5 protein-coding genes and 1 pseudogene are annotated in these 13947 nt (G+C 46.8%); 2 read left to right on the forward strand and 4 right to left on the reverse strand.

Annotated elements, in window-relative coordinates; genetic code table 11:
• Positions 1–25: 25 nt before the first annotated feature.
• Both DC20_RS12510 and DC20_RS12515 read right to left on the reverse strand, forming a co-directional pair.
• Positions 26–568: pseudogene (locus tag DC20_RS12510) on the reverse strand (GNAT family N-acetyltransferase); the annotation flags it as partial.
• Between the two features lie 910 nt (positions 569–1478).
• Complete coding sequence (locus DC20_RS12515; RefSeq protein WP_062544136.1) at positions 1479–4763, reverse strand: amidohydrolase family protein; 3285 nt, start codon at positions 4761–4763, stop codon at positions 1479–1481.
• Between the two features lie 626 nt (positions 4764–5389).
• On the opposite strand from DC20_RS12515, the gene DC20_RS12520 reads away from it, so the two are divergent.
• Positions 5390–8605, forward strand: coding sequence for a SusC/RagA family TonB-linked outer membrane protein (locus tag DC20_RS12520; protein ID WP_062544137.1), 3216 nt, complete (start codon positions 5390–5392; stop codon positions 8603–8605).
• A gap of 10 nt (positions 8606–8615) precedes the next feature.
• The gene (locus DC20_RS12525) at positions 8616–10043 is read left to right on the forward strand and encodes a SusD/RagB family nutrient-binding outer membrane lipoprotein (protein ID WP_062544138.1); all 1428 of its coding nucleotides are present in this window, start codon (positions 8616–8618) and stop codon (positions 10041–10043) included.
• 304 nt (positions 10044–10347) lie between these two features.
• Here the strand turns inward: DC20_RS12525 and DC20_RS12530 are convergent, their stop codons facing one another.
• Complete coding sequence (locus DC20_RS12530; protein ID WP_062545945.1) at positions 10348–12168, reverse strand: ABC transporter ATP-binding protein; 1821 nt, start codon at positions 12166–12168, stop codon at positions 10348–10350.
• 184 nt (positions 12169–12352) lie between these two features.
• Positions 12353–13825 carry a sodium:solute symporter gene (locus tag DC20_RS12535; RefSeq protein ID WP_062544139.1) on the reverse strand — a complete coding sequence of 491 codons (1473 nt, stop codon included), beginning with the start codon at positions 13823–13825 and terminating at the stop codon, positions 12353–12355.
• Positions 13826–13947: the final 122 nt, after the last annotated feature.

The raw sequence follows: 13947 nt of genomic DNA on the forward strand, positions 1-13947 counted from the left end.
AACCACTCATTCAACCATTATCGGTTTTGGGTGGCACATACAGCATGGCCGTGCAGAGGCAGTTGCTGCGCTCTTTCATGGTCAGGATATCGAAGTTGACGCAGCTACGGCAGCCTTTCCAGAACTCCTCGTCTTTGGTGAGTTCTGAATACGTCACCGGACGATAGCCCAGATCTGAGTTAATCTTCATCACCGCCAATGCCGTGGTCAACCCGAAAATCTTGGCATGGGGGTACTTGGTGCGGGACAGTTCAAAGATTTTCTCTTTGATGCGTTTGGCAAGCCCACTTTTGCGCAGGTGCGGCGAGACAATCAACCCGGAATTTGCCACGTACTCGCCGTGTCCCCAGGTTTCTATGTAGCAAAAGCCCGCCCAGTTTCCTTCGGCATCAAAGGCAATGACTGCTTTGCCTTCGGTCATCTTCTGGGCAACGTACAACGGAGAGCGCTTTGCGATACCGGTGCCCCGTGCTTTTGCAGAGGCTTCCATCTCATCGCAGATTTGCTGGGCAAAAGGAGTATGTTCCTCAGAGGCCACCACTACCGTGAAAGCATTTTGAGTTTCCATGGAAACGTTTGTCAAAGGCTGCAACTCTACAGCCGTAGCGTACATACGCATGGGTATATAAATTGATAAGAAAGACAAAAAGAAAAAGAGGCTGTTACCGAATTGTAATTGCGGTAGACAGGAAAGAAGCTAGGGTGGTTATAAACTTGTTACAACCTGCACCAATGGCCTAGCGCCTGGATCGGGTAAGGTAAATGGGTTGACAAAAAACTGTTCTGGGAAGAACAGAAAAAAGCGCACTCCTGGTGATGGAGCGTTTTACCGTTGCCATAACAACTGATAAAAGCGACTTTTTATTCATTGATTTAGGATAGTATAAAAAAACAAGGCTTCTTCTTGAAAGCTCTCGCAAAGATTCTATATAAAAAATGAAAATACCAAAATATAGGTTCAAATTTTACAAAAAATTAATCTAGAGTATCAAGTAGATAAGGAAAAAAGACAAGTAGCGCCTGATCAATACCGATTTGGAATGTTTCAAAGCTTAATTCTGAAAAATGAACCAGGAATGATAAGGTAGCCCTTTACGCTTAGGGTTTGTTGGGCATGCTACGTGTTATGTATTAGATGTAAGTGGAGATATGAAGTTTTGAAGTATACTTTTCGCTGGCGCGAGCTTGCAGCTCGTGTCCGCACGAATTCCTGAAAAGCTTGCCTTTATGATAACTTACCACCTTCTTATCATCTTAGAAAGATCTTGGGAGCGAGCTGTAACAGCGCTTCTTTATCGCATTTCTAGTTCGCTCACAAGATGCTTTCAGGATCGCAACTACGAAGAAACAGTCAGGAATGCGTGCGGACACGAGCTGGAAGCTCGCGCCAGCAAAACCCAATGAAAAACATACTGTTAAACCAAAAGAGCCGAGATGTGTTTCCCGGCTCTTTTAGTAAAATAAGATCAAAAACAGATTTAGTGGGTACCACCATGGCAACCGCAGGCTTCCCCGGCGATGCCGTAGAAGCGGGTGTTCAGGTCATCGTGCCAGTCAAAGGTGCTGGTGTTGTTGTCCCAGTAGAACTTGCCCATGGGTTTGTTGTAGTTGCCTATCTCTGTTAAGGTTTCAGCATCATACAAACGGCCGTTCACCATGGTGTAGCGCACGCTCTCTGAGTTCTGGATGTTCTCCAGCGGGTTTTTGTCCAGTACAATCAAATCTGCTAGTTTGCCTTGCTCCAGGGAACCTAGTTCTTTGTCCATGCCCAGGTAATTGGCTCCGTTGATGGTGGCTGCTTGCAGCGCCTCATGATTGGTCATGCCGCCTTGCTGCAGCATCCACAACTCCCAGTGGGCACCTAAGCCTTGTAACTGGCCGTGTGCGCCCAGGTTTACTTTCACACCTTTGTCGGTCAGCGCTTTCAATGTACGGGAGGTGGCGATGTAGCCTTGGTCGTATTCTTCATCAGGCACCAGGGTCACACGGCGCGAACGGCCATCAATCACGGCTCTTGGCGTGAAGCGCAGGAGACGATCCTTTTCCCACACCTTGGTTTTCTGATACCAGTAGTATTCACCGGAGTTACCGCCGTAGTTTACAATGAGAGTAGGGGTGTAGCCGGTTTTGCTGGCGGCCCAAAGCTGAAGCACGTCACTGTACACCGGCGCAATCGGAATGTTGTGCTCAATACCGGTGTGGCCGTCCAGGATCATGGTCATGTTGTGGAAGAAGGTAGAACCGCCCTCGGGCACCACCGACATGTCCAGTTCACGGGCCGCCTGTATGATCTGCTGACGTTGCTCCCGGCGGGGCTGGTTGTAGCTTTTCACCGAGAAAGCGCCCACGGCTTTCAGGCGGCGTAAGTGCGAGCGGGCATCGTCCAGGCTGTTCACCACGGCTTTGAAGTTGCCATCGGCACCGTACAGGATGGTACCAGTAGAGTAAATGCGCGGACCTACCATGTGGCCAGCTTTTACCATCTCGCTCTGGCTGTACACCATCTCGGTAGAGGAAGACGGATCGTGGGTAGTCGTCACGCCGTAGGCAAGGTTTGCCAGGTACGACCACTGCTTTTTAGGGCTCATGCCCAACCGGAAGGTGCCCAAATGAGCGTGCACGTCTACGATGCCTGGCATAATGGTTTTGCCTTGTGCATCAATCACCTTAGCTCCGGCCGGAACCTGTACCGAACCTGCCGGCCCCACGGCCACAATGCGGTTTCCGTCTACTACCAAAGTGCCGTTCTCAATCACCTCGTTGCCTTTCATGGTGATGATGCGGGCATTGGTAAAGGCAACTTTGCCCTGCGGTACATCAGTGTTTAGTTGCAGGCCAACTTTGATGCCGGTGGTGTCAATTGGCGGAATGTTGGCCACGGCGCCCTCCACAAACTTGAAGCGGTTCTTGAGATCGTTGGTGAAGTACTCCTCGCCCAGCATCCAGTGCACTTTCTTGCTATCTGCAGACCAGTGCACGCTGGTACCGGCATCGCGGGTAACGCGGGCCACAGGCACAGCCTTGGTGTCAGCACCTAATTCCATTCCTCTTCCGGCCGCCGGGAACGGCGCGATGTACACGTTGAACAACTCAGTCCAGGCAATCCATTGGTTGTCGGGGCTGGGAACAAACTGGTTCGCGTATTTAGAGGTGAAGTGCGTCTGCACGTCATTGCCGTTCAGGTCTACGCTTCTGAACGCTACGCCATCACCCTCACCAGCCATGAAGAAAATGCGGGAGCCATCGCGGTTAAAGCTGGGTAATACGCCTTGTTTCTGCACCAGCGTAGCTGCGCCGCCTTTGGCTGAGAGCACGTATATACCCGGGTCTTTGGCGAAGGTGTGACCCTGGTGATCATTGCCTCGATCTTTCTGGAATACGATTTGCTTGCCATCTGGGGAGAAGGCCGGGTTGGTGAAGAAGCCTTTCTCCTGGGTGATTTTGCGCGGTTTTTTAGAATTCAGGGCTAAAACGTACAGGGCACCGTGCTTGTCATCGTCCCAAGTGCTGTACACAATTTCCTTACCGCTCGGGCTGAACGCAGGGTAAAACTCAAAATCGGTGCTGTTGGTGAGGCGCTCGGGTTTACCGTTAGGCAACTGCTTTTTCCAGAGGAAACCGGCAGCGTTGAACACCAGCGTTTTACCATCAGGTGAGGTCACCGCGTTGCGGATCATCTTAGAGGTAAACTGCTTAGGGGCTACTTCCTCGGGCTTGGCCACGTGCTTTACGGCCTCGGCAATGGAGTGCTGCGCCGAAGCGGTAAACGGAATTTCCCTGGCGCTGGATTTAGCCACGTCTACGTTCCAGAGTTTGCCCTTCGCCCACACAATAATATTCTTGCCGTCTGGCGTGAAATCAAAATTAGGGTACACCCCAAAAATGGCCCAGGCTTCCTGCTGGTCTTTGCTCAGTTGGTCGTACACGGGGCGTTCCTCGCCAGTAGCCAGGTTGTGCACGTACAGCACTGTTTTGGTGCGCACCCGGCGTACCAAGGCCAAAGTTTTGCCATCCGGTGAAATGGTGGGCCGCATGGCGCTGCCGTTCCCTCCAAGTATGTTTTCAATCTCGCCGGTCTGGCGGTTCACCCGTCTAATAATGTAAATCTGCCCATTGGGGTCTTTGTTGTACTCAAAGGTGGTGCCGCCACTCATGTCTTCGGCAAAGTACACGTACTTGCCGTCTGGTGATACCCACGGCTCACCTACGTCTTGCTGCTCGTTTTTGCGTTTGGTGAGCTGCATGCCGGTACCGCCGCCAATGTGGTACTGCCAGATCTCGCCAGCGCCCAGCGAACGCTTCTCGGTGAAGTGCTTGCGGGCAATGATGTACTGGCCATCGGGAGTCCAGACGCCGTTGTTCAGCAGTCGGAAGTTCTCCTTGGTCATGGCTTTGGGGTTAGCGCCGTTCACGTCCATGACCCAGATGTTGTCGCCGCCCTCTTTGTCTGAGGTAAAGGAGATCTGCTTGCCGTTAGGACTGAACCGGGGCTGCACTTCATAGGCTGGTCCGCCCGCCAGCAACGTGGCCTGACCACCCGTGATGGGCAGTTTGTAGATGTCACCCAACAGATCGAAGACAATTTCCCTTCCGTCTGGGCTCACGTCCAGGTTCATCCAGGTGCCTTCAGAAACAGAGATGTTGATTTGTTTGGATGGTCCGCGAGTCTCAGTCACAGACCATTTCTTTTTGTCTTCCTGCCCCTGCGCCATGACCGACAAGCCACATGCTAGGGAGAGGAAAAGAAGAAAGGGTTTACGCATTGTTTGTTTTAGATGTGTTTTCCAAAATTAGGCAGAAAAACGGACTGCTTCATCAAAAACGAACAAGAGGCAAGCTTATGTATTTTGATTTATAGTTTAAAGAATCTAGTAGCACCAGGGCGTGAAGTTTCTAGTTCAAACCTTGGTCTCACTAAGTTGTAATTCAAAAACATAGTGCCACAGGAATTGACTTGTATGTGTAAAATGGGGCTTGTCTTGCACCTTATATCTTCTATTTGGAGGAAGTTGCTTTACACAGCAATGGCTATCCATTTTAATCCTGTGATACCTTGAAGGCTATTGTGAATAATGGTGAACACTAAAGAATTGTATAGGATAAAACTTATAAAATAAGAGGTTATTGATTATGATGGGTAAATTGTAAAAGTTTAATATATCATTCCACAATACAATTTATTTTGTAAGTTTTTACTGTATGAGATATATATAATATGAAAAATGTACAAATTATGTAAACCTGGGATAATCATGTAGCTACTGGTAATTAAACTTTACTAACAAAGATTTGTTTTATAAGGCTTCTTTGGGTTGGAATCTTTGTAACTGACATAATATTAACTTAATATTAGGCTTCAAAACCAATTTTAACCTAACTACAATTTAACATGAAGAAAATCTTACTTTTAGTTCTCTTTCTGTTTTCCGTGGTGCTGCAAGAAGCCGCGGCGCAGACAAGAACTATCACAGGAAGAGTGACTGACGCGAGCACTGGCGAAGGAATGCCTGGTGTGACCGTTCAGCTCAAAGGAACCACGACTGCCGTGCCTACGGATGTTAATGGAGGTTATTCTATCAGTGTTCCTGCTAGTGGAGGTACCTTGATTTTTACGTTCATTGGTTATACAAACCAGGAAATAGCAATTGGAACACAATCAACTGTAAATGCCAGACTAGCTACTGATGCAGAACAGCTAAAAGAAGTAGTGGTAACTGCATTGGGTGCAGAGAGAACGAAAAACTCACTTCCTTATGCTGCGCAGCAGGTGGAAGGAGAGGCGATTACTATTGCACGTAACCCCAATGCAGTTAATTCATTGGCTGGTAAAGTTGCTGGTTTGAACATTACACAGAACAACACTATGGGTGGTTCTACCAACGTGGTAATGCGTGGTACCAAATCAATCACTGGTAACAACCAGGCCCTATTTGTGGTTGATGGCGTTCCTATCAGTAATGCTAACACCAACACTGCAAACCAGAGAACGGGTCGTGGTGGCTATGACTACGGTAACGCTGCCGCTGACATCAACCCAGATGACATTGAGTCAATGAGCGTACTGAAAGGTGCTGCTGCAACGGCGTTGTATGGTTCACGTGCCGCTAACGGTGTGATCATGATCACTACTAAAAAAGGTAGAAGAGGTCTTGGGATCACCATGAACAATGGTATGACGGTGGGCATTGTAGACGAAAGCACTGCTCCTAAGTACCAGAAACAGTATGGTGCTGGTTACGGAAAATATTATGGTCCTAATAGGAACATGTTCTTCAACCAACGTGATATGAACGGGGACGGTGTTCTTGATCTAGTTGTTCCTTTCACTGAAGACGCTTCTTATGGTGCTCCTTTTGATCCAAGTCTGATGGTGTACCAGTGGAACTCATTAGATCCAACCTCTCCTACGTACCGCCAGGCAACTCCTTGGGTAGCTGCTGAAAACGATCCAAACTACTTCTTTGAGAACGCTGTTTCTGTGAACAACAGCATCATCTTAGACGGAGGAAACGAAAACGCCAATTTCAAACTGGGCTTCACCAGAAATGAGGACAAGGGTATTCTTCCTAACAGTAACCTGACCAAGAACATGGTCAACTTTGCGGCTGGTTATACTGTGTCTCCTAAATTGACTACCAATGCCTCTATTAACTTTTCCAAGATAAATGGCTTAGGTCGTTATGGAACTGGTTATAGCTCTTTCAACCCAATGCAACAGTTCAGACAATGGTGGCAAACCAACGTTGATGTGAAGGAGCAAAAAGAAGCGTATTTCCGTAACAGACAAAACGTTACCTGGAATACCCGTAGTGCTACAGATTTAAGACCTATCTATTCTGATAACCCATACTGGGTACGTTACGAGAACTATGAGAATGATGAGCGTTATCGTTATTTTGGTAATGTGTCTGCTACTTACAAGTTTGCCGATTGGTTTAATTTGATGGGTAGAATCACCTTAGATTCTTATGACGAAATACAGGAAGAAAGAAACGCAGTGGGTAGTACCGGTGTGGCTGCTTACTCTCGTTTCAACAGAACTGCCAGAGAGTTCAACTATGACCTGATCGCTAATTTCAACAAGATGGTCTCTGGGGGTGATATAAGCTTATCTGGTTTAGTAGGTGCTAACATTCGTAGAAACTATGAGAACTCCATCTTTGCTCAAACCAATGGTGGCCTGGTAGTTCCAAGATTATATTCTTTGTCTAACTCAGTGAGCCCACTCAACCCACCATCAGAAAATGAAGTGAGAGTTGGCGTTGATGGTATTTTTGCCAGTGCTACTGTTGGGTACAAAGAGACTTTGTTCTTAGACATAACTGGTAGAAGAGATAAGTCTACTACATTGTTGTCTCCAAACAATGTGTTCTATTATCCTTCAATTGCAACCAGCTACGTTTTCTCTGAAACGTTGAAAGAGACATTGCCTTGGTTAAGCTATGGTAAAGTTCGTTTGAACTATGCAGAAGTAGGTAACGATGCTCCGGCACTTTCTATCTATGATGTGTATGACAAGCCAGCTGGATGGGGTTCAATTCCATTGTTCTCTGTAGTTGGAACTAAAAACAACCAAAACCTGAAACCAGAAAGAACCAAGAGTATTGAGGCTGGTTTGGAAATGGCCTTCCTGCAAGGAAAAGTTGGTTTTGACTTAACAGTGTACAAAACCAATACTGTAGACCAAATCCTGCCAGTAAGTGTTTCTACTGCCACAGGTTACAACTCTACTTTTGTGAACTCTGGTGAGGTAGAAAACAAGGGTATTGAGGTTTCTGCCTTCGTTTCTCCAATTAAGACCGATGACTTCTCCTGGACCATGAATGTGAACTGGTCAAGAAACAGAAATGAAGTTCTCTCTCTGTATGAAGGTGTGCAAAACATCTCATTGTCAACATACCAGGGTGGTATGTCTTCCAACGCAACTGTAGGTCGTCCGTTTGGTATGCTGCGCGGTGCTGGTTTTGTGTACAAAGACGGTGAGAGAGTAGTGAATGAATCTGGGCATTACCTGCGTGCTCCTAACACTGAGATTGGTGACCCTAATGCCAACTGGAGAGGTGGTGTTTCTAACACCTTGAACTACAAAGGTGTTTCCCTGTACTTCCTGGTAGATGTTCGCCAAGGCGGAGATGTGTTCTCTCTGGATAACCACTACGGTTACGGTACAGGTCTTTATGAAGAAACTACCCGTAACAATGATTTAGGCAACCCATCGCGTAGCCCTATCTCAGAAGGTGGTGGTGTTATCTTACCAGGTGTGAAAGAAGATGGTACCCGTAATGACATCCGCGTAGAAAACGAGGAAGGTCTTTATGGCTACGTATTCATGCCACAAGAGTACCATGTCTATGATGCTAGCTTTGTGAAGTTAAGAGAAGTTTCACTGGGTTATACCTTACCTGCTGTATTGATGGCAAAATTGAAACCATTCTCATCAATTGATGTTTCTTTGGTTGGTAGAAACCTATGGATCATCCACAAAAACTTGCCTTATGCAGATCCTGAAGATGGATTAAGCTCTGGTAACTTAGGACAAGGATATATCTCAGGTTCTTATCCAAGCACGCGTAATCTTGGGTTCAACGTAAGATTCAAATTTTAATTAAGCGAAAATGAAAAGAATACTTTATTTCTGCATCCCAGCTTTGCTATTCACAAGCTCGTGCGTAGATAGCTTAGATGATTATAATATAAACACGAAAGCTGCTACTGAAGTACCAGGTGCCACCTTGGTTACCGCCGCAGAACGTAGCTTGACTAATATCATCACCAGCTCAAGCGTAAACAACAATCCGTTCAGGTTCTATGCTCAGTATTGGGCGGCTACTACTTATCCTGATGAGAGCCAGTACATTATTGCCACCAGACAAGTAGATAGAAACTTCTGGGACCCATTGTACAGAGATGTATTACGTGACTTGAAAGAAGCCAAGACCATTATTACAGCCAACAATTTGCTAGATCCAAAGATCAAAGCAAATCAACTGGCTTCCATTGAAGTATTGGAGGTATATGCCTGGTCTGTATTGGTAAACACCTTTGGCGATGTTCCTTACTCAGAAGCATTAGACATCACTAAAGTTCTTCCTAAGTACGATGATGATGCTGCTATCTACGCTGATCTGGTAGTACGTTTAGACAAAGCCATTGGCATGTTTGACGCTACTGCTACCGGCTTAGGAAACGCAGACATCATCTACAGTGGTAACGTTCCTAACTGGATAGCATTTGCTAACTCATTGAAGTTAAGAATGGGGATGACCTTAGCCGATGTGGAACCAGCCAAAGCAAAAACAATGGTAGAGGCTGCTGCACCTAACGTGATTAAGTCTAATGCGCAAAGCGCAGATGTTACGTATCTTGCCACTACGCCTAACACAAACCCAGTTTGGCTTGACTTAGTGCAAAGCGGTAGAGCTGACTTTGTAGGGGCAAATACAATCATTGATAGGATGAATACTCTGAATGATCCAAGAAGAAATGATTACTTCAAGCCATTGGCTAACGGAACATTCAAAGGTGGGATCTACGGAGCATCAAACGACTATAGTTCGAACTCTGCCCCTGGTACTATGCTGGAAAGCCCAACCACTCCTGGAATGCTACTTTCTTACTCAGAAGTAGAATTCCTATTGGCTGAAGCTGTAGAAAGAGGATTTGCCGTAGGCGGTACCGCAATGAGCCATTATAATGCAGCTATTACTGCCTCTATCTTAGAGTGGGGCGGTACTGAAGCAGAAGCCTTGGCTTACATTGCACAGCCTTCTGTAAACTACCTGACTGCTTCTGGAAACTACAAGCAGAAAATTGGTACTCAGAAATGGATAGCTCTTTATAACAACCCTGTAGAAGGTTGGAAAGAGTGGAGAAGATTAGATGCTCCTAACCTGGTTAAACCAGCTCAAGGTATCAGTGAAATTCCACTACGGTTAACGTACCCAACCACAGAAATGAACAGTAATGGTGAAAATGTCAAGGCTGCTTCTGCTGCAATTGGCGGTAACACTGTCACTTCTAAAATATTCTGGGATAAATTCTAAGACAGAATATACTGGCCGAAAGGCCTGAACTTAAAAGCTCTAGCAGGTAACTGCTAGAGCTTTTTTTTATGTGATGAAGCTAGCTTGAGGTTCTATTAAAAATCAAGCTGTGTTGGCACCATAAAATTTACTCTGAGAGGAGAAAGAAAAGACTGTGCATTAGAAAGCTGTTAAAGCACAAAGGCTTGATCATTGACCAAGCCTTTGCTAAAGAAAACTTATAGAAGAAGAGTGTTAAAGATGTAAGCCAAAGAGTGGAGGTCAACCTATATTAATCTGATAGTGGCTGTGGCTCTACATTATGCTACTGCACATCAAACTGGAGCCTCAACAAGTTCGCGTAAATCCCATCCGGGTTGTAAGCCAGCTGCTCATGAGAACCTTGCTCTACAATCTGCCCTTTGTCAATCACTAAAATCTTGTCTACTTTTCTGATGGTAGCTAACCGGTGTGCGATGATAATGGTAGTCCGGTTCTTCATGAGTTCATCCATAGCCTCCTGCACCAACATCTCAGACTCAGAGTCCAGTGAACTGGTAGCTTCGTCCAAAATCAGGATAGCAGGGTCTTTTAAGATGGCACGGGCAATAGCAATGCGTTGACGCTGGCCTCCGGAGAGTTTAATGCCACGCTCACCCACTACGGTTTCAAACGCTTCAGGGAAAGATTGGATGAACTGTAAGGCATTTGCTTTTTGCGCTGCCACCAACACTTCTTCCTCTGTCGCATTGGGTTTGCCATAAGCAATGTTTTCCCGGATGGTACCTCCAAAGAGAAGAACTTCCTGCGGAACAATGCCTAGGTTTCCACGCAAATCCTGCAGCGGCATCAGGTTGATATTTTGCCCATCCACATAGATTGTGCCCTGCTCCACTTTGTAGAATTTCATGAGCAATTGGGCAATGGTAGACTTGCCCGCACCGCTGGAACCTACTAACGCTATTTTCTCACCGGCTCTTATCTCGAAATGGATGTTTTGCAGTACCTGCAGATCGGGACGAGTAGGGTAGGAGAAGCCTACATGGTCATAGCGCACGTTTCCATTGAACCGTACCGGCGTTGTAGCTAACTGACCAAGGTCAGCCTGTTCTACCGGTTGATCCAGGATTTCCAGAATACGCTCTGAAGCCCCAATGGACACCTGGATCTTCGCATAAAGATCACCAAGTCCGGCTACTGATGCTCCAATGAAGGTAGTGTAAAGAATAAAGGAGGTTAAATCACCAAAGGTCAACTCCCCGCGCTGCACCAAGGTTGCCCCGTACCAGATCACCAGGATAATCCCGCCGAATAGCCCTATGATAATAAAGGAGATAAAAGCGCCCCGGTAGAAAGAGGTAGAAATAGCCGTTTTAACAGATTTTCCCAGAGCTTGTTTATAGCGATTGATTTCAAACAACTCATTGGTAAAGGCTTTCACTACTTGTATGGCCTGCAAAGTTTCCTCCACTATCACGTTTGTAACTGCTAATTCATCCTGCGTCTTTTTGGAGAGTTTTTTCAATTTCTTACCAAAAACCATAGCCAGAATAATCAGGAGCGGGAAAGTGGCCAGCATGAACAATGAAAGCTTCACCGAGATAAACATGATAAACCCGATGCCTACCAACAGGGTGGTTACCTGCCTGAAAAGCTCAGCCAAAGTAATAGAGAAGCCGTCCTGGATGTAACTTACGTCTGAAGTAATACGGCTGGTGATTTCCCCCACCCGGCGTTGTTCAAAAAAGGTGAGGGGTAGCCCCATAAATTGGGTGTAAAGGCTGGTTCTGACATCAGAGATAGCCCTCTCACTAACCTGGGCGAAGAAGTACACCCTAAAAAAGGAGAAGATGCCTTGTAGCGCAATGACCCCAAACAGCAGAAGGGCCAGGTAGTCTATGTCCTGAAAGAAAGCGGTGGGCTTACCTACGGCAGCGTCCAGGAGCATTCCTGTAACCGCCGGAAAAGCCATGAAGGTAAGGCTGGAGAAGAGTAGAAACACCAGGCCTATGTAAAACTTGCCTTTGTAAGGCAAAAGAAATCTGAATATCTGAAGGCCCCTCCGCAAACTCTCTTTGTTCAGTTTGGGTTTAGCTTCTGTTTCAAGTCCGGCTGCCGTGCCTGGCCCGAATCCTCGTTTTGCCATGTATACTAGTTCGTATTTGGTAGTAACCATGCCACCGGTAAGTGGCACTTAATGTTCCTTTCTCTTAAGTAGTCTCTTTGTTTAGAGCCTGTTTTTACAAAATAGGAGCGAAACAGAACCAAAACCGCGGACTCAGAGAAAGCAACCCGCAAAGGTAGCCATTACCGTTGACTTACCCATTGTATTAAACAGGAGAAACAGCAGCGGCAGAAAGAGTTCTACGGGAAGACACCATCCAAAGGCCTAAAAACATAAGCAAGCCATTCAATAACAGCACCTCAAACCCAAATTGATACCCCCAGAACCACTTAGCAGAATTAGAGCTTATGACATACGTAAGCACCGGGGAAAGTACCCCCAAAACAGGCACGAACCCGTCACGCACAGTACGGCTGGTCATCAACCCAAAGCTGTACATGCCCAACAGAGGCCCGTAAGTATAGCCCACCAGGGTGAAGAGCATGGCAATAATGCTTTCATTATGAAAGGCTCTAAACAGCAGAATCACACCCATCAGCAGAACAGAGAAGCCAAGGTGCACCCAGTTTTTGTACCTAAGCCGCTCGGTTTCGGGCCTTTTTTGGAAGTTCAGGAAATCTACGCAGAAGGCGGTAGTAAGCGAGGTGAGCGCGGAGTCTGCTGAGGCGTACGTAATGGCTGTGATACCCAAAATGAACGCTACTCCCGCCACAGCCGGAAAGTGCTGCAACGCTAGCATTGGAAAGACATCATCCCCTTTGGTAGGAAGTGAAATTCCCTTCTGGGTTGCATATAGATACAGCAAAGCCCCAAGACACAGAAACAGTACATTCACCAGCACCAAAATCACTGTAAACCAGAACATGTTCTTCTGGGCTTCGGGCAGGTTGCGGCAGCTCAGGTTTTTCTGCATCATGTCCTGGTCCAAACCTGTCATGGCAATGGTAATGAAGGCACCCGCTAATAGCTGCTTTACAATGTAGTTAGGGGCTTTGGTGTCCCATTCCCAAAGGCGGGCATAAGAGCTGTTTGATATGGTGTCGACTAGTCCTGAAAACGAAATGGTCAGCTCTTCAGAAACAACCCAAATGCTGATGCCCAAACACAGGAGCATGGCCAGGGTTTGCAGGGTGTCGGTCCAGATGATGGTTTTCATGCCACCCCTGAAGGTATAGACCCAGATAAAAGCAATGGTGATGCCCACCGTTCCAGCGAAGGGAATGCCCAACGGCCCGAAAACAGCCAGTTGTAACACTCCTGCTACCAGGTACAGCCGCAACGCAGCGCTTAAAGTGCGAGACAGTAGGAAAAAAGCGCTTCCTGTTTTATAGGACCAATATCCTAACCGTTGCTCCAGGTAGGTGTAGATAGAAACCAAGTTCAGCCGGTAATACAGCGGGAGCAGCACTAACCCAATGACCAAATAGCCTAGCGCGTATCCTAACACCATCTGCAAATAGGTGAATCCCGTTTTCTCCACCATGCCCGGAATAGACACAAACGTGATCCCAGAAAGGGTAGTGCCAATCATCCCAAACGCCACCACGTACCACGGCGATGCCCGGTTGGCCAGGAAAAAGCCCGCCGTAGATTCTCCTTTTTTACTAGTCACAAAGGAAACCAGCAAAAGCAGGCAGAAATAAGAGACAATGATACCTAAGGTAAGAAGAGGAGACATGGTGTACGCAGCGGTTGTATTACTCAAACGCGCACAAAAGTAAGGCTAACAGTGCAAACTTCAGGTCTCTTTATTTGCAGGCTGTTTTAGAGAAATCGCCTCTAAACTGAAGCAATCACCTA

Origin of the sequence: Rufibacter tibetensis (assembly GCF_001310085.1) — a bacterium.
Classification (GTDB): Bacteria; Bacteroidota; Bacteroidia; order Cytophagales; family Hymenobacteraceae; genus Nibribacter; species Nibribacter tibetensis.

What these genes read in the sequence shown, in the direction of transcription:
- DC20_RS12515 (WP_062544136.1), bottom strand. Translation starts at nt 4,763, where the DNA reads ATGCGTAAACCCTTTCTTCTTTTCCTCTCCCTAGCATGTGGCTTGTCG.
- DC20_RS12520 (WP_062544137.1), top strand. Translation starts at nt 5,390, where the DNA reads ATGAAGAAAATCTTACTTTTAGTTCTCTTTCTGTTTTCCGTGGTGCTG.
- DC20_RS12525 (WP_062544138.1), top strand. Translation starts at nt 8,616, where the DNA reads ATGAAAAGAATACTTTATTTCTGCATCCCAGCTTTGCTATTCACAAGC.
- DC20_RS12530 (WP_062545945.1), bottom strand. Translation starts at nt 12,168, where the DNA reads ATGGCAAAACGAGGATTCGGGCCAGGCACGGCAGCCGGACTTGAAACA.
- DC20_RS12535 (WP_062544139.1), bottom strand. Translation starts at nt 13,825, where the DNA reads ATGTCTCCTCTTCTTACCTTAGGTATCATTGTCTCTTATTTCTGCCTG.